General features: G+C 42.8%; 12 protein-coding genes. 6 read left to right on the top strand and 6 right to left on the bottom strand.

From position 1 onward, the window contains the following. Positions 1 to 140: 140 nt before the first annotated feature. The 3 genes from B3R91_RS13405 (at position 141) to B3R91_RS13395 (ending at position 2,973) form a co-directional block, all read left to right on the top strand. Positions 141 to 611: a hypothetical protein gene (locus B3R91_RS13405; protein ID WP_286798185.1), complete on the top strand. Its 471-nt coding sequence runs from the start codon at positions 141 to 143 to the stop codon at positions 609 to 611. Between the two features lie 427 nt (positions 612 to 1,038). Then, positions 1,039 to 2,067 (top strand): endonuclease/exonuclease/phosphatase family protein, encoded by a 1,029-nt coding sequence (locus tag B3R91_RS13400; protein ID WP_286798164.1) that lies wholly within the window; start codon positions 1,039 to 1,041, stop codon positions 2,065 to 2,067. A 213-nt stretch (positions 2,068 to 2,280) separates the two neighbouring features. Further along, on the top strand, positions 2,281 to 2,973 hold the full coding sequence (locus B3R91_RS13395; protein ID WP_286798184.1) for a TetR/AcrR family transcriptional regulator: 693 nt from the start codon (positions 2,281 to 2,283) through the stop codon (positions 2,971 to 2,973). Between the two features lie 111 nt (positions 2,974 to 3,084). On the opposite strand, the gene B3R91_RS13390 is transcribed toward B3R91_RS13395, so the two are convergent. Both B3R91_RS13390 and B3R91_RS13385 read right to left on the bottom strand, forming a co-directional pair. Next, the gene (locus tag B3R91_RS13390; protein ID WP_286798162.1) at positions 3,085 to 3,879 is read right to left on the bottom strand and encodes a hypothetical protein; all 795 of its coding nucleotides are present in this window, start codon (positions 3,877 to 3,879) and stop codon (positions 3,085 to 3,087) included. A 41-nt stretch (positions 3,880 to 3,920) separates the two neighbouring features. Then, the gene (locus B3R91_RS13385) at positions 3,921 to 4,292 is read right to left on the bottom strand and encodes a hypothetical protein (RefSeq protein WP_223808581.1); all 372 of its coding nucleotides are present in this window, start codon (positions 4,290 to 4,292) and stop codon (positions 3,921 to 3,923) included. Positions 4,293 to 5,088: 796 nt separating this feature from the next. Between B3R91_RS13385 and aceE the strand changes: the two genes are divergently transcribed. Together aceE and B3R91_RS13375 are read left to right on the top strand one after the other, a co-directional pair. After that, the gene (gene aceE, locus B3R91_RS13380; protein WP_191692513.1) at positions 5,089 to 7,902 is read left to right on the top strand and encodes a pyruvate dehydrogenase (acetyl-transferring), homodimeric type; all 2,814 of its coding nucleotides are present in this window, start codon (positions 5,089 to 5,091) and stop codon (positions 7,900 to 7,902) included. Positions 7,903 to 7,941: 39 nt separating this feature from the next. Beyond that, complete coding sequence (locus B3R91_RS13375; protein WP_286798160.1) at positions 7,942 to 9,711, top strand: 2-oxo acid dehydrogenase subunit E2; 1,770 nt, start codon at positions 7,942 to 7,944, stop codon at positions 9,709 to 9,711. A gap of 155 nt (positions 9,712 to 9,866) precedes the next feature. Here the strand turns inward: B3R91_RS13375 and B3R91_RS13370 are convergent, their stop codons facing one another. Beyond that, on the bottom strand, positions 9,867 to 10,520 hold the full coding sequence (locus tag B3R91_RS13370) for an OmpW/AlkL family protein (protein WP_286798159.1): 654 nt from the start codon (positions 10,518 to 10,520) through the stop codon (positions 9,867 to 9,869). A 673-nt stretch (positions 10,521 to 11,193) separates the two neighbouring features. On the opposite strand from B3R91_RS13370, the gene B3R91_RS13365 reads away from it, so the two are divergent. Further along, positions 11,194 to 12,174 (top strand): ion transporter, encoded by a 981-nt coding sequence (locus tag B3R91_RS13365; RefSeq protein ID WP_286798158.1) that lies wholly within the window; start codon positions 11,194 to 11,196, stop codon positions 12,172 to 12,174. Positions 12,175 to 12,304: 130 nt separating this feature from the next. On the opposite strand, the gene B3R91_RS13360 is transcribed toward B3R91_RS13365, so the two are convergent. From B3R91_RS13360 to B3R91_RS13350, 3 genes are all read right to left on the bottom strand, one after another. Next, the gene (locus B3R91_RS13360) at positions 12,305 to 12,970 is read right to left on the bottom strand and encodes a TerD family protein (protein ID WP_286798156.1); all 666 of its coding nucleotides are present in this window, start codon (positions 12,968 to 12,970) and stop codon (positions 12,305 to 12,307) included. A gap of 135 nt (positions 12,971 to 13,105) precedes the next feature. Further along, a complete protein-coding gene (locus tag B3R91_RS13355; protein ID WP_286798155.1) occupies positions 13,106 to 14,272 on the bottom strand; it encodes a helix-turn-helix transcriptional regulator in 1,167 nt (388 codons plus the stop codon). Positions 14,273 to 14,390: 118 nt separating this feature from the next. Next, positions 14,391 to 17,222: an ATP-binding protein gene (locus tag B3R91_RS13350; RefSeq protein ID WP_286798154.1), complete on the bottom strand. Its 2,832-nt coding sequence runs from the start codon at positions 17,220 to 17,222 to the stop codon at positions 14,391 to 14,393. Positions 17,223 to 17,436 lie beyond the last annotated feature (214 nt).

The raw sequence follows: 17,436 nt of genomic DNA, 5'->3' as shown, positions 1-17,436 counted from the left end.
ACAGAGAGCGTATTATCGATGATAACGATCGCCGCTTAGCAGGCACTGACCGTGATATTAATGGCAATAGAGTTGTCGGTCATGAAAACGACAATATCATCAATGACCATGATGCTATTGACCGTACTGCCGTTAAGCATATGACGAAGGAAAGCAGAGAAGATTTAAACGCCGATCCAATTACAGGTGAGCCAGGTTCACATCCAATTGGTACTGGTATTGGTGGTGTTGGCGGTGCAGCAGCAGGCGCGGCAATCGGTACGATGGCAGGCCCATTAGGTACTTTAATTGGCGGAGCTATTGGTGCTATCGTTGGTGGCGGCGCAGGTCACGCAGCAGCAGAAGCGATTGATCCTACTCGTGAAGAAGCTTACTGGCGCGCAGAACATGCCAATGCCGATTATTACCGTGAAGGTCACGACTTTGACCGCGATTTACACCCAGCGTATGCAGTAGGTTATGCAAATCGTGCTCGTTATCCAGCTGGTGCTCGTTTTGAAGACCATGAATCAGACTTAGAGCGCTCATGGCATGAAGTGAAAGGTGAGTCGCGCCTAGAGTGGAATGAAGCACGCCGTGCCTCACGTGACGCATGGAACCGTGTATCGTAATAAAGCGATGAGTTCATAGATACTGGCTATAAGTCAGGTTAGCCTTAAAAAATGAAGGATAAGTTACGTTTTGTTGAACTGCTTTTTGCTAAACATATAAGTTAAGTTTAACTAATGAGGTGTTTAATATAAGTAAGCAAAGGATAAGAAAACTTACTCCTTCATTACTAGAGTTAGTTTGATTGTAGAACTGGCTCTGCTAACTCATAAATATAATCAGTTTTATGTTATTTTAAAGCTTCCAAAGATGTCTTTGGAGGCTTTTTTAATGTATATTATTATGTATGAATATAGAGTGGTAAAAGGTTATTTTAGAAAATAGCCATTATTAAACAAAGACAATCATCAAAAACAGTTACTCGTAAAAAAGACAATTATTAAAAATAAAAATAAAAATAAAAATAATAGTAATAATAATAGGTAATTCATGGTTAATAACGCTGAAGACAATAGCCCTAAGCAATTTTATATAGCAACGGCCAATTTACTTAATTTTGCTAACCCTAATCGAATTTATTATGAAAACGCGCCGGCTTATAGCGACAACGAATACCAGCATAAGCTGCACGGCATTACCGACTTACTGGCAAAGGCCCATGCTGATATTATAGCCGTACAAGAAGTATGGGACAGTCAGGCGCTTGAAGCACTGGCAGTAGGGTTAGGATTCAAACCTGAGCATGTGGTTATTCCGCTGGCAAGTAATGATAAGGCCAGTCCTTATACCCAAGGCAAAGGCGCGCAATATACGCCAGCTGTCGGAATTATTACGCGTTTTGAGCAGTTAGAAAACACTTTGTTAGAACAGGTAGAACCAAAAGCGGTCATTGATATTCCTGATATCGGTCTTTATCAGCGCTTTAATCGTCCGCCGCTTGTATTACGAGTCAATGCCTTTGGACAACCGATTACGATTGTCACCGCGCATTTAAAAAGCAAACGGGCTTTTTTCCTACGCGATGAAAACGGTCAGTTGCTAGAGGATATGGACGATCCAAATATTCGCGTTCGTGCCAAGCTGCGTAGTTTGTGTATGCGCGCCGCAGAGGCCGCTTCTATTCGTATGTCCATTATTCAGCGCCTGCATCATACGCGTGAGCCACTGATTTTATTAGGTGATATGAACGATGTCACCGGTAGCGTGACCACCCAACTGATGAGCGAGACAGGCGAAGTCAATTATGATAAAAGTATGCGCGATGTCGCGTTATTTGACGCCGCTCGTATCCAAGCACGTTATGGTTGGATGAAAGATGTTGCTTATACGCATATTTATCAAGGTATGCCTGAAGTAATTGACCAGCTGTTTGTTTCAGAAGAGTTTTTACCTGATAGTAAGTTTTCGCTTGGTCAGGTTGAACGAGTTGACTATTTTAATGATCATTTAAAGTGGGATTATGCCGATAGAGTCATCGATCATGGTATTATAAGAGCGAAAATTAAACTTCACAATTAACCCTGTTTACTTAGTAATTAGTGAGTTATTTTTTAACCTATTCATGTCCCTTGCTTGATAGTTTACAAGCGTTTATCATGCTGCTTCATTTTAGTATAGTAGCGGTGCTATTGGCCCAAATTGCCGGTTGATAGAAAATAGTCCTTCGATTTAGGACAAATACTATCTGATGAAGACTATATAAAGTTAGGGCGTAACCTTAAGAGATTTATGATGATTGAAAATAAAGACGACAAGATTGAAGATGTACTGGTAGATTCTGAGCTGGCGAAAAAGCTAGTGCCAAATAAATTCAAATTTACCAGTCAACAAGGTCGCGCACGCCGTCAAAAACTATTGATGGGCGCGAAAAAATTGAGTGAAACTCAAGCAATTAACGACATCACTTTGGCAGCTGTCTGCGAAGAAGCGGGTATTCCAAGAGCTTCTGCTTATCATTTCTTCCCTAATATCGAAGCGATATTTTTAGCACTGCGTTTTTTAAATGCCATCGATATTTTAGAAGTGCTGACAACGGTTGAAACGGTTGATTATGACAGATGGCAAGCGTACTTGACCGCGTTGATTGAGCGCTGTGTACAAATATTTGATGAGGATCAAACTAAAGCCAAATTGATTTATGACACCAATACGCCTGATTTTGAAGGGGATAGTTATGGTGAGCATATGGACAATCAAGTGGTGCAATTGGTCTATAAACGCTTATCAGAGCGTTATGAGATGCCAAAATTCGAAGATATTCAAGATGTATTATTGATTACCTTCAGCATCATCAATGCCATCTTTACGGTTTCTTATCGCCGTCATCAAAGCATTACTGAGAAGTATTTGCAAGAAGCCAATACGGCGTCTATCGCTTATCTGCGTTGCTATCTGCCAGAAAAATTACCGCGTAAAAACCGTTAATTTTTATTGAGTTAGACAAGAGTTTTGAGCCAAATGACGAATATAAAAAAGCCGACATGATGTCGGCTTTTTTTGTGCAATTTTATGAGATTGTATTAATCGTTTAGTCTTTTAATAAGGTGCTTGATTTTTATTGATTGTCGGTAATATTTGACCATTGCAGGTATCATCGCTTGAATCTAAAGGAGCGTATTTTTCATAATAACGCACGATAAGCGCTTCTAAAGCGACGTTCGCTTTTGAATCATGGGTATTTACAAAAGCCTCGCGCGCTTGTTCAAGCCAGCGGTCTGCCATCCGAAAGTGACTGTTCGATGATTTTGCGCCGCGCTCACATTGGTCGGTAGCTGCCCATATTAATGAGACTTCGCTAAAGGCGATTTCGCGTGGCGCACTATTGATACCGCCGCTATCTTTAAGAGCGCTTAACGTTGCCCATAAATCAGGTCGCATGAGCGCAGAAGTAGACGGAATGTCTTCAATAAGTGCAAGCTCTTCAACTTTATCATTTTTTAATGCTTGCAAGATATTTTCTGCCGTTTGGGCAGCTTCCATACCAACGTCTGAGCGACTATTCATACTGTCTTTATGATTTGCATAGTTTAGCCAAGCTTGGGCTTTGTAAGCAAAGTATTGTTGCCGCGCGCTCATGTTTTTTTGTTGATAAGTTTGTAATTCGTTCAGCATGCAATCCATAGCACGCTGCTGTACGCTTTGTGATTTAGAAGGTGCTAGAGTTTTAGTATCGTTGCTGCTGCGACAGTAATCTGCTGTCTTTAATGTATTCTCTTTTGGCGTAAGACTTGTAGTTGATACACAAGAAACCGCTGACAATAGTAACGCAGCTGATAAGACAGTATATAAAGGTTTTTTATAGCCAGTGGCTTGAATGCTAGTGCGAGGCATAAGAACAACCTTATAGTAAGGTAATAAGTATTTCGAGAAAACTAATTTACCGTGGTATTTAAAGATACATTGGCAGATTTTCTTGCAGGTAAAAGTTTGATATTCCAACGGATATAGCGATATTCAGAAAGCGGCGTATTAGTCATTTTTCCAGCTACTTGACGCACTAAGGGTATATCAGCAAAGTTTTTTCCATCGGTACTAGCTTGAGCGCTAGCAGGATGTGCTTCACCAGTAAATGTCATACTTGAAGGAATTGGTAGAGTAATAATTAAGTCATTGATATCTTTGGCTAAAGTATTAGTATAAATGACTTTATACTGGATAATAGTGCCTACTGGAGCAGTTCTGACAGGTATATAAACTACTTTGCCTTGCTTATCACTCACTACTTTATTAGTTGTCAGTTCCATTTTTACTCCATTATTAGCATATCCCAGAGTTAATGAAAGCATAAATAATAAAACTGTTGACAAAATAACCTTTAAAAATCTAAGGCAATTCATAGTATATTTCTTCCTCAATTCTCATATCGCTATCTACTTGCTGACTGTATCAATGTTAAATGAGATATCACCTTCATTATTTAGAGATTATGAGGTAATTATAAGGAAGATGCTATTTAATTATAGGGGTGGTGAATATTTGCTAATCTGTGCAGTTATAAATATGTACGCTTTTGTTTTTATAGCTCTCTACTAGATTATAAATATTTTTTACCAATTCTCTTATAGCAGCTCTAAAAACGGACGAAAGGCAGTTTTAGTATGACCAAACACATCAAAATGCTAAATTTAAGTAATGGCTCCGTAAAATAAAACGACTAAACAATATTCTGAAGTATCGCAAAAAAATATCCACTATTTATTTCAAAAATACTTGTCATATTGGCATTTCTCCATAGCTATAAACAAATCCACAATAAGTACCTATAATAGAGTGTCATTATCATTTGATAGTGAGAATTGCATAGTGGCTACCGTTTAATTTTGCAACGGTGTTTACTCGCGCCTAATGCTACTCTACAGTGATACGATTTATTTAGAAGTCTCTGTTATAACCCTGAATAATAATGTCATGCTTATATGCAGAAAGGACGTTATAGGTAACGCACCAATTCAATCGATTGCTCATTAAGATACGTACATACTCTGATTTAATAACACCCTGCCATCATGCAGGACTGACTGATAAAAAGGATTAATAAAGATGAACTATTATAAGGATGCTGATAGCACCGAAACCCAAGAATGGCTGGAAGCCTTTGAGTCGGTTATCAAACATGCCGATAAGGATCGAGCGCAGTTTTTATTAAAAGCGTTATACAACATGGCGGTACAAGAAGGACTGCCATTTAACCGTCTCGATACCGCTTATATCAATACCATCGCGGTTGAAGATGAGCCAATGTACCCAGGTGACTTGACAATTGAGCGTAAAATTCGAGCTTTGATTCGCTACAACGCATTGGCAATGGTTATGCGTGCCAATAAAAACGATGATGATTTAGGCGGTCACTTAGCAACTTTTGCTTCAAGTGCGACCCTTTATGAGACAGGATTTAACCATTTCTTCCGGGCGGCAAGCGATCACTTCGGCGGTGACATGATTTATTATCAAGGTCACTCAGCGCCCGGTATTTATGCGCGCTCTTATTTAGAAGGTCGTTTAGATGAAGAGCAATTAGATAATTTTCGCCGTGAAGTGGGCGGCAAGGGTCTGTCAAGCTATCCGCATCCATATTTGATGCCAGATTATTGGCAGTTCCCAACCGTGTCGATGGGTTTGGGCCCAATTATGTCCATTTATCATGCGCACGTGCATCGCTATATGGAAAACCGCGGCTTGCTAGAAAAAGAAGATCGCAAGATTTGGACCTTCTTAGGTGATGGCGAAACCGATGAGCCAGAAAGCTTGGGTGCCATTTCGCTTGCTGGTCGTGAGAAGTTGGACAATTTAATTTGGGTCGTCAACTGTAACTTACAGCGTCTCGATGGTCCTGTGCGTGGTAACGGCAAGATTATTCAAGAGCTTGAGTCGGTATTCCGCGGTGCAGGCTGGCGCGTGATTAAGGTGATTTGGGGTGGTCAGTGGGATACCTTGTTAGATAAGGATACCACCGGCGTGCTTAAATATCGCATGGAAGAAGCGGTCGACGGTGAATATCAGCTATATGAAGCGCGTACGCCTGAATTTACCCGTAAAGAATTCTTCGGTAAATACCCAGAACTAGAGGAGATGGCAAACGAGCTGTCTGACCATGATATTTCACGCTTAAACCGTGGCGGTCATGATCCGATGAAGGTCTATGCGGCTTTTAGTGAAGCGATGAAAACCAAAGGCCAACCGACCGTGGTCTTAGTAAAAACGGTTAAAGGTTATGGTTTGTCTAACCAAGCGCAAGCGGTCAATAAGACGCATCAAATCAAAAAACTTGATCATGAAGCCTTGATGTACTTCCGTGATCGCTTTGATTTGCCGTTTACCGATGAAGAGTTAGAGACGCTACCGTTCTATCGTCCAAAAGAAGACTCGCTGGAGATGAAATACCTAAAAGGACGCCGCGAAGCCTTAGGTGGTCATCTGCCCAATCGCCGTAGTGGTCATATCCCGCTCAATATTCCAGAGTTGTCGATTTTTGATCGCGTGCTAAAAGGCAGTAATGGTAAAGAGCAATCGACTACCATGGTGTTTGTGCGCTTGCTAGCAGCGATGCTAAAAAATAAAGACATCCAAGATCGCGTTGTGCCCATTGTTCCTGATGAAGCACGCACCTTTGGTCTAGAAGGTATGTTCCGCCAATTGGGCATTTATTCAGCTTCTGGACAGAAATATACGCCAGAGGATAGTGAAGCTTTGATGGGCTATAAAGAAGCCATCGATGGTCATATGTTAGAAGAAGGGATTAACGAAGCGGGCGCAATGAGTACATGGATTGCTCTGGCAACCAGTTATTCTGTCAACGCCTTGCCGATGATTCCACTGTATATTTATTACTCTATGTTTGGCTTTCAGCGTGTTGGCGACTTGGCATGGGCAGCAGGTGACTGTCAGGCACAAGGTTTCTTACTTGGCGCAACGGCTGGTCGTACCACGCTAAACGGCGAAGGGTTGCAGCATCAAGACGGTCATTCACAAATTTTATTCAACGTCGTACCGAACTGCGTGACTTATGATCCTTGTTTCGGTTATGAGCTGGCAGTGATTATGCATGATGGTCTACGCCGCATGTATGGTGAGGGCGAGCGCGTTTATTATTACTTAACTTTGATGAATGAAAACTATGAACAACCTGCCATGCCAGAAGGTGTCGAAGAAGGCATCAAGCGTGGTATGTATTTGCTAGAAGACAATGGTTCAAGCCAAGTTCAGCTATTAGGTTCAGGCGTTATTTTACGTGAAGTGCAAAAAGCGGCGAAAATACTACAAGATGAGTTTAATATCTCATCTAACGTCTGGAGCGTAACCAGCTTTAACGAGCTGACCCGCGATGGTATGGCTTGTGATGATTATAACCGCCTGCATCCAATGGATGAAGAAGTGGTGCCATGGGTGACCGAACAGCTTGCCCCGCACGAAGGTATCGTCGTCGCAGCGACCGATTATATGCGCAATTATCCAGAACAAATCCGCGCATGGTTACCTGACAATCGCCCTTATACGACTTTAGGTACTGATGGCTATGGTCGCTCGGACACTCGTGAGCAATTACGTAGCTTCTTCCATGTCGATGCCGCGCACATTGTGGTTGCGACACTTAAGCGCTTAGCTGATGAAGGTGAGGTTGAGATGCGTCTGGTAAAAGATGCGATTTCAAGCTTTGGTATCGAAGCGGATCAACCGCCTGCATGGCAACAACAGCCTCATTATGATCATTTCCCAGATGCCCCAGGCCCTGACAATGTACATCCGAACCCTGTGCCAGAGTTTGTCAGTGAAGATGATGACGAAATAAGCAGCGAAGGCCGCGCAGAAGATCCAGCCGATGCCGCCTTACTCAATGATGACGACGTCAAAGAATAGCCCAAAGACAAGGCAACTATAATATAAGGAGAATTACGGATGGACATTAAAGCCCCCGATTTGGGTGTTGATAGCGCCGAAGTCAGTGAGATTATGGTCGAAGTTGGCGACGTTATTGCAAAAGATGACAATATTATCTTATTAGAATCTGATAAAGCCTCAGTAGAAGTACCAAGCTCGGCTGCCGGTAAAGTGACTAAAATAAGCGTAGCAGTCGGCGATCAAGTCAGCGAAGGCATGGTGCTCATTGAGCTTGAAAGCGATACTGATGCTAACAATGAAAACGACAGTGACAGCCAAAGCACTAACGCTGATACACAAAACAAAACAGACGCTGCTGCCGACAAACAAAGTGAAGCGCAGGATAATCAGCAAGCAGATACTAATCCAGCTGAGGAAAATATTTCTCAACCAGCAAACCAAGCAAGCGAGCAAGCAGGAAAAGCAACCACACACGCCTTGCCTGATCTAGGTGTTGATGAAGCGCAAGTGTCTGAGATTATGGTCAGTGTCGGTGATATGGTCACGGCGGATCAATCAATTCTACTTATTGAATCTGATAAAGCGTCGGTCGAAGTGCCAGCACCAGAAGCAGGCAAGGTTGAAAAAATATTGGTGCAAGCGGGCGATATGGTCGCCAATGGTCAAGACTTTATCGTGATTATTGGTGAAGGTTCAGAGAGCGCCAGGAATAATGCTAGTGAATCTAAGGCTGATACTTCTGAGACGCAAGCGTCCAAGCCAGCTGAAGCAGAAGATAAGAGCGCTGATTTAGACCAAAAAGCCAACAAGCAAACGACTGGTGAGCCTAAACAAGCCGCTAAATCTACGACTAATACTAGCACTGCAAATGATAAGCTAACCGAATCGCAAGTCAACGAAAAAATGGTCGATATTTATGCTGGTCCTGCTGTGCGTAAGCTTGCGCGTCAGCTAGGCGTTGATATTACTCAAGTGACGGGTTCAGCCCTTAACGATCGTATCTTAAAAGAAGATTTGTTTGCCCATGTAAAAGACAGCTTGAGCAAGCAAAAAACTGCGCCTGCGAGTGGTAATATGGCAAGCTCAAGCCTGCCAAGCTTACCTGATATGAGTAATACTGAGATATGGGGCGAGAGCGAAGTACAAGATTTAAGCCGCCTACAAAAAGTCTCGATACCGCAGCTCAATTACAATACTTTGCTGCCGCAAGTAACGCAATTTGACTTGTCTGACATCACAGACACTGAAAAGTTACGTGGTGAGCTCAAAGGCGCTATGAAAGCGGAAGGTATCGGCTTCACTATTTTGGCTTTTGTGGTTAAAGCAACTGCTTATGCATTAACCCAGCATCCACGCTTTAATAGTCATTTGAGTGACGATAATTCCCAAATTATCTTACGTAAAAGCGTCAATATGGGCATTGCGGTCGCGACGGATGATGGCCTGATTGTACCTGTTATCAAAAATGTGCAAGATAAAGGCTTAAAGCAAATCGCCATTGAAATAGGCGAGCTTGCGGTTAAAGCGCGTGATAAGAAACTTACGGCTAAAGAATTACAAGGCGCGAGCTTTACGATTTCTAGTCAAGGTAACTTAGGTGGTACCACATTTATGCCACTGGTAAATTGGCCGCAAGTAGGAATATTAGGGGTATCAGAAGCCAGTATGCAGCCGCGTTGGAATGCTAGTAAGCAATCTTTCGAGCCGCGTCTGATGTTGCCGTTATCTTTATCTTACGATCATCGGGTTATTAATGGCGCCGATGCTGCGGTATTTACCCGTTATATCGCAAGCTTATTGGCAGATCCACGCCGCATTTTGCTCTAGGCTTGCTTATTCATTACAATTAGATATATTGTTAAAAGGACTGTCTTCGGACGGTCTTTTTTATATCTCTTATTTATGAATAAAAATATTTGCAGACACAAAGAAGCCAGCTATTAAGCTGGCTTCTTTTACTTATGTTATAGCAATGGACTATATTAGAACTGTTTTACGAAAGCAACGCCATATACCCAAGGGCTGATATCTACTTCACCAAGTTCATACTTAGTTCCGTCGATATTTAAGCTAGCATCGGTTTTGATGTCCATATAACGCGCATCGATACGGAAAGACTCAGTCGGCGCAAATGGAATATCTAGACCGATATGACCAGCAACACCAACGCTATCGTCAAGATCTAAATCAGCGCCGTTAGAGATCTTTTCTTTGAAGAAAGTGGTGTAGTTCACACCAACACCAACGAATGGCTTTACATTCATAGGTAGGTTATAGCCATCGAAGTGGTATTGTAGAGAAAGAGTAGGTGGTAAATGCTGAGTTTTACCTGTAAGCAATTCTTTACCAGTAGCATCATTTAGAGTGAAATCATGATGAAATGGGATGGCTGCTAGTAGCTCTACACCAACGTTGTTAGCGATGAAGTATTCACCACTGATGGTTGGACGTACATCACCATCAACATCGACATTAGCAACTAAACCAAGATCAGTGTTTGTTAGAGTGCCGTTATCGCTTTTAGGGTCAACATAATGTGCGCCAGCAGCGATAGACCAAGTACCGGCAGGTACCGCAAAAGCAGTGGTCATAGTAAGGGCAGTTGCAGCAGCTAAAACTAGGGATTGTAGTTTCATCGTTAAGTTCCTCAACATAATAGATGTTATTGGTCAGTTTCTAATGAGGGATGGCATCAGTGACCATTAGATAACGTTAGAGTCAGGATATAACTCGTAACATTATTTCTCTATTATAGTACAAAAACCTCACGAGGAGTAAGGTTTTAAACAGGAAGTTGGCTTAATTGTATTTTATGTTACAGTCGTGACGGATTTTATGGGTTAAATTACTCTTTCCATTTTTAAATGCTTGTCTTATGCTACATCTGCGTTTTTAAACATTAATATTAAACAATGACATGGATAGAAGGATAGATTGGATATTATGCTCGGTTATTGTAGTAACTCTCCGCTGCGCTGCGAAAATGCCCGCTCAATTAAGCTTTTAAACCAAATAGATGCCTGTTGTCCTAAATGTGGCTTGTTTTTATTACCAGCCCAAAACTTAAGCAATCAATTACGAGCGGATGAGCGTTTTTTACGTTTGATATTTTTTGTCACGGCGCTGCTATTAGTAATCGCGACCTACATTTATTACATAATTTTTGTATAATCATAACGTCTGAAGCAAAAATTGCGATAAATTGTTTAAAAAACCCTCATTGATTCTGCAAGCGCAACTGCCTTTTTTTTGATATCTCCCACCTGATTTTTATAACATAAAACCGGTATTACACCACATAGGGACGGCATGCTATTCCAATCTATTCGGCGCTTGCGTCTTTTCGTCTATAACATTTTGCAAAACGATGAGCATGACACGCTCTTTAGTCGTTATGTCGATTACTTTCTCATTTTTTTGATTATGGCGAACGTCACGGCGGTTATCGCTGAGTCGGTTGACAACTGGTATTACCCGTATCAAGCGTATTTTACGTGGTTTGAAAACTTCTCTATCGTGATCTTTTCTATTGAGTATTTACTGAGGCTATGGAGTGTCGCTGAAGCCAAACCTGATAATACGACGTGGCGTCAGCGCTGGGATTGGCTAAAAAGTCCGTCGGCGTTGATTGATATCGTTGCCATTGCCCCCGCATTTTTGAATTTCTTTGTCAGTATCGATTTGCGCTTCTTACGTATTTTGCGCCTATTTCGGATTCTTAAACTTACCCGCTATTTTGCCTCATTGCGTATTTTATTGGTGGTTATTAGTAAAGAAAAAGGCTCGTTTCAAGCGGTCATTTTTATCCTAATTATTATGATTGTGACGGCGTCGAGTGGTATTTATTTGGTCGAAAACCACGCCCAGCCCGAGGAGTTTGAGTCGATACCCAAAGCTATGTGGTGGGCGGTGGTCACACTGACGACGGTTGGTTACGGAGATGTCACGCCTATCACCAATGCTGGTAAGATATTAGGTGCACTTATCACCATACTGGGTGTCGGTCTTGCGGCCTTGCCAGCGGGTATTTTGGCGACGGGTTTGGCAAATGAGCTCAGTCAGCGCCGAGAAGAGCTTGAGCAAGATTTTCGCGAACAACTGGTCGATAGTGATTTTGATTTGGTACAAAATCAGATGATGATTGAAAAGATTCGCCGCGAGCTTGGACTGGATAAGGAGCAAGCACAAGAAATCGTGCTGCAAGTACTGCGCGAAAAAGAGCTTGAGCGCCGAGAAGAGGAAGTGCGGCAAAAGAATTTTTGTCCGCATTGCGGTGAGCCGTTAGAATAAAGTAAGTATTTAAAATTTTTTGGATGAAAATGGAAAGGGTAAAACGTGAAATCTCAACAGCGTTTTGTCCTTTTTTAATTGATAGGTTTTTTAATTGGTAGCTAAAAACCAATCTAATACTGGTTATGCATCAGTTATACATAGTTGGCGTAATCGGTAGAGCGCGTGCCAATTCATGCGCCACTTCTTGCGCGGCGGTTGCTAAATCTTTTGCAGGTAGCGGTAGATTTTGCAGGGTCAAATGCCAATCATCCACTTCTCGCTGCAAGTGTGCCGCCCAAAGCGTTACACAGTCACGTGGTAGCTGCTTTAAATTAATCTCAAAAACGCGATTGCCTTCATCATCGCTTAAATGAATCTCACCTTTTTTGACTCTGCTAAACGGTAGGTTGTGGTAAGAGTTAGCGATTAAGGCAATGTGGGTAATGTGCGCAGGTACTTTATCCAAATAAATTCTGATTTGCTCTTGGTCAAGGGGCGCAAGATACATCGCTTGTTCACCGCGGTCCTTACCGTTGAGACTATCGCCTTGATGTTTGACGGATTCTGCCTTATCCCGTAGCTGTTTAAACCAAACGATATCGCTGATGGTGCAGTTGTCGTTATATAGTACGCAGGCCAAATCAATATCAATCGCGCCTTCATTTTTCTTAAAGCGTTTTTTTAGGTTTTTAAATAAGCCTTTTTGCTCAATCTTAGTAAATTCATAATTGAGCGCAAAAAATAATGTCCCCGTGTCTAAACCCAGCGCTCTTAAACTGTCTGAAAGTAACGGTGATGGGGTAGTGGCTGACATAATATTCCTTTTGGGTTTTTAATTTTGTATTAGGTTTTTAATTAAGATAAACGTTGGCTTATTGGCTACAGCGGTTAAATTTTTATCATCGTTAATAATTATCATAAATAATCATTCATCGTCTTTTTATTGCCGCTATGCATGATTGATGGGTTTGTCTAAAACCGCTTGATATAGGAGGGCGGGTTTGGCGTCTAATAGACCACTGCCAAAGCCACGTAGCCACCAAACCAGCTGTGAGGTTAAGTTGACGGTTGCGCGTATGGTTAGGGTTTCATCACTATTGATGGTCACGGTCTGGTCGTCACTCAGCTTGCTTTCCGTTAAGCTTTTCCCTGCTTGTTTGGTAAATTGTAGCTCAACTGCGGTATGTTTGCCACGATCGGGTAGCTGGCTAAATAGAGGATGGCTAAAGCCCATGCCACCTGCATCTAAATAGTTATCGAGGTGGAAATTATCAGGGGTTTGAGCCGCGCTTTCTAGTATCTCAACGCTTGCAAAGCGGTGGAGGGCAAAGGTACGAATAATCACGTCTGGGTCATCGGTACGCGTCGCCAATAAGTAAATAATCACCCCACGCTGAATGATAGCAATGGGATTTAGAATGTATTCGCTGGCTTGTGATTTATCGCTGCGAGTATAACTGGCTTTTATTTGTAGTTGATAAAACAACGCATGATAAATATTGTCTTTACTTTCCAAATCAATATGCGGCGCAATCAAAGGCTGCGAGGCAGGCTCGATACGTACCCTATCAATCCATGAATGGGTGACTTTGCTGTTTCTAAGTTGCCGGCGTGCCAAATCAAACCAAGGAAAAAGCTCATCTAAAATAACCGGCGGCAGCAGCTGGCTTAGATTGGCTTCGACCATATTAAAGGCAACCGCTTGCGATAAATTCATATGCGGCAGACTTTGTAGCGGCGCATCATCTTTCCAACGCCAGCCTTGTGGATTGGCATTGTTTTTTTCGATAGGAAAGCGTTTGGCAAGGGCATTTAAATCGCGTTGCACGGTGCGTAAACTGATATCAAAACCTGCCAATTTAAGCTGCTCGTAGACATGGGTGGTACCTACCCAACGATTGCGCTGCAACTGCGACAACACTTGCCATTGCCGCGCGGTTGTCGCGGCGCCATGACGATTATCTGCTGCTTCCTCAGACGCTTTATTATCTGTCACAACCTCGTCATTTTGCTCAGTAACTTTTTTAGGCACGTCTCCTAGCACTAGGGCAGTTGCTGACTCATCAACAGCTGATTGCGATTGAGGAGCATTGGCATCAGTAGAATGTACAGTCATTAAAGATAACCTTTATTCAGTCACGAGTTTAATTTTTATAAGGGTATTATTTATGAATACAGCTTATTAAAACAGCAAAGCGCAAAAAACTCATCATCGCAGAAAAGCATATCAGCGTCTAAAGTTGCTCTGCTGTATTTGCGCAGCAGTCATCTGGTTCTTTCTTGGCCTTTTTTTGCTTATCTTGTTTTTTTTGACGTTTGGCCTTACGCTTCTTTTTATCCTTTTTCTTCGATTTTTTATCATCGACTTCGTCATCAGCGTTTTGATTTTCATCCCAAAGCATCAACCGACTTAACACTTTACCAAATAGAGTGTCTTTACGGTAGCGACCTTTTTTATTCATGGTGTCGACAGGCAGACCCGTCATTAAGGTCAAGGCTTCACTAAGCGTCTGCACGCCATAAATATGAAACTGGCCGGCTTTGACGGCGGCAATGATGTCGTCACGCAGCATTAATTGTTTGACGTTGGCCATCGGAATAACCACGCCTTGTTGTCCCGTCAGCTCTTGCTCGCGGCAAGCGTCAAAGAAACCCGCGATTTTAGAATTGATACCGCCAACCGCTTGGACTTCGCCTAACTGATTCATCGAGCCGGTAATCGCAAAAGATTGATTGATCGGGACGTTTGCTAAAGCGGAAAGCAGCGCGCAGCCTTCGCTGACCGTTGCACTATCACCATCGATATGAGCGTAACTTTGCTCAAAAGCGAGTGAGGCGCTAAAGTTGAGCGCATGATGCTGACTAAATAAGGCGCGCAAATAGCTGGTCATAATCAACATACCTTTGGCGTGTAGGCTGCCGCCCAAATCGACATCGCGCTCGATATCGAGGATTTCGCCAGCGCCAATATTTGGTTGAATAACGGCAGTCAGACGCGCAGGCATACCAAATTCGCTATCCGCGTAACTGACGACGGTGAGTGCATTGACTTGTCCGACCGCATCACCTTGGGTCTGAATCAGCTGTTGGCCATTTTTTAGCTCATCCCAATATAGATCGCGCAAGTATCCTGAGCGCTCATCCATATCGTCAATAGCGTGGGCTACGTGAATGGCGCTAACGATATTTTTACCGCTCAAACGCGCATGGCGGTTGGATTCATGCAACAGCTTGATCAATAAATCACTATGCAAACTCAAGCGGTCTTGGTCTTCGGCTTGTAAGCTTAAATGCTCAAGTAAGGCAGCTTGGGCGCTACTATCAAACGGATAAAGGTTGGCATAATCAATGATGTCTGCCATTTTTGCCACCAATGCCAATTCATGTTCAGGGCTACGTGTCACATCATCATGAAAATCGGCACGTACTTTAAATACCGCATCAAACTCCGGCTCAAGCTCGAGTAATTCGTAATATAAATCCGCTTCGCCAAGCAAAATCACCTTAATATCAAGGTCAATCGGTGCGGGTGCAAGCGACAAACTGCCTGTCAAGGTTAGCATCTGCTCAAGGCTAGATAGTCTGATTTTGCGAGATTGCAGGGCGCGTTTAAGGCCTTGCCAGGCGTAAGGATGCTCAAGCAGATGACTGGCTTCTAACAACAGATAACCGCCATTGGCACGGTGCAGGGCGCCTGCTCGAATCATACTAACATCGGTGGTCACTGTGCCCAATTGGGTGATTTGCTCGACATGACCCAATAGGTTTAAATGCGTCGGTAAGTCTTCAAAGATGACCGGGGCGCCACTATCTGGCGTATGACTGACAATGACGTTGACCGCATAGCGGCTCGGCGTTGTGGCAAGAACGGCCGTCACAAACTCCTCATCATCACCGTTAACGATGCGCTCGACATGAGTGACCATATCGGCAAATACGGTTTTTAGATACTCGACGACCAAGGGATGAGCAGCAAATTGCTCATAAATAGGCGCAAATAAAGGTTGTAGCGCACGGCGTGCAATATTGCGATGCAGTGCTTCAATGGCATCATTGGCTTCGTCTTCTAATTGCTCTAGCGCAATGGTTAGCTGGCTTAAGCGCTTTTGCATATGGTTTTTTTGGGCAAAATTATTCAGCTCAGCTTCATATTCGCTTTTGCCGTATGCGTTGCCATACTCGCTGTTAGCATTATCATCATCAAGATTATTTTTAGTAGAGTGCGCAGTCTTTTCTACTGTTATTTGATTTTTTTGGCTACTAGAAATTTTTAAATGGTCAATGCTCTGATTGTTTTCTTCGGTAGATAACTTGCTAGGATGGACAAATACCGCTTTATTATCAAATGCGCGAAACGTCAGTGCCAAATCGTACTGTTTACCTTCGGTATTAAGGTCATCGTAAGCCTGACTTTCTTTTTGATGGGTGTCATTTTTAATCGCTTCGATTTTGCTTTGATACTGGTCGCTACGAAAACGTTGGCTAAGTCGTTTTTTTGCTTGCTGCCATAATTGGTTGACCTGCTGTTGCAATATCTGCCCTTGCCCGGCAGGTAGGCGCAGTGCTTGCGGTGTACGCGGGTCAGTAAAATTGTGCACATAAACCCAATCATCAGGCGTCGGTGCATCAGCGGCAATGCGTTGTAGTAAGCGACTGATCACTGTGCGTTTGCCTAAACCATTTTCGCCCGCGGCAAAGACGTGATAGCCGCTGGCATGAATGTCTAGCGCCGTCTGCAAGGCTTTCAGGGCGCGCTGTTGCCCAAAGCCGACATCTAGATCAGGGGCAGTGCGGGTATCGGTCGGTAGCTCATCAGGATTGGTATAACGCTTAAGCTGCTCAGCACTAATAAGGCAGCGTTCATTAACCTCGATAAATACTGGATGAGGCGTACTAGGCGTATCTAAGGTGCGCTCTTGCTCATCAGTCTCGTTCGCCTTTATTGCTGTCGGCTTTGTATTGTCTGGCTTAGAAGCTTTTGTTACTGCTGAATTTTTAACAGGTGTTGCCATAGATTTGCTGTCTTTTGAGTCTTGATTTATAGGGGTGTTTTGCGGTTCGGTCATAGTTATATAGTAGGTCGTTTTAAAAGGGTGGAATGGTTATTGATTTTTTACTGTTTGCGCTTTAAGTTTAGGAATGTATTTTTAATCATGCTTACATTTATTATAGTAAATAAGAACATCTTACAAGATATCGGCGCGTTTTAGACAAGACATTCAGCGCAGTTTTGTATCATAGTAAAGTGAAAGTTTTGGCTTATTAGGCTGCAACAATGGA

This window comes from Psychrobacter sp. UBA6291, from assembly GCF_002439405.1.
Taxonomy (GTDB): Bacteria; Pseudomonadota; Gammaproteobacteria; order Pseudomonadales; family Moraxellaceae; genus Psychrobacter; species Psychrobacter faecalis.
This window is presented reverse-complemented; position numbering and strand designations above follow the sequence as displayed.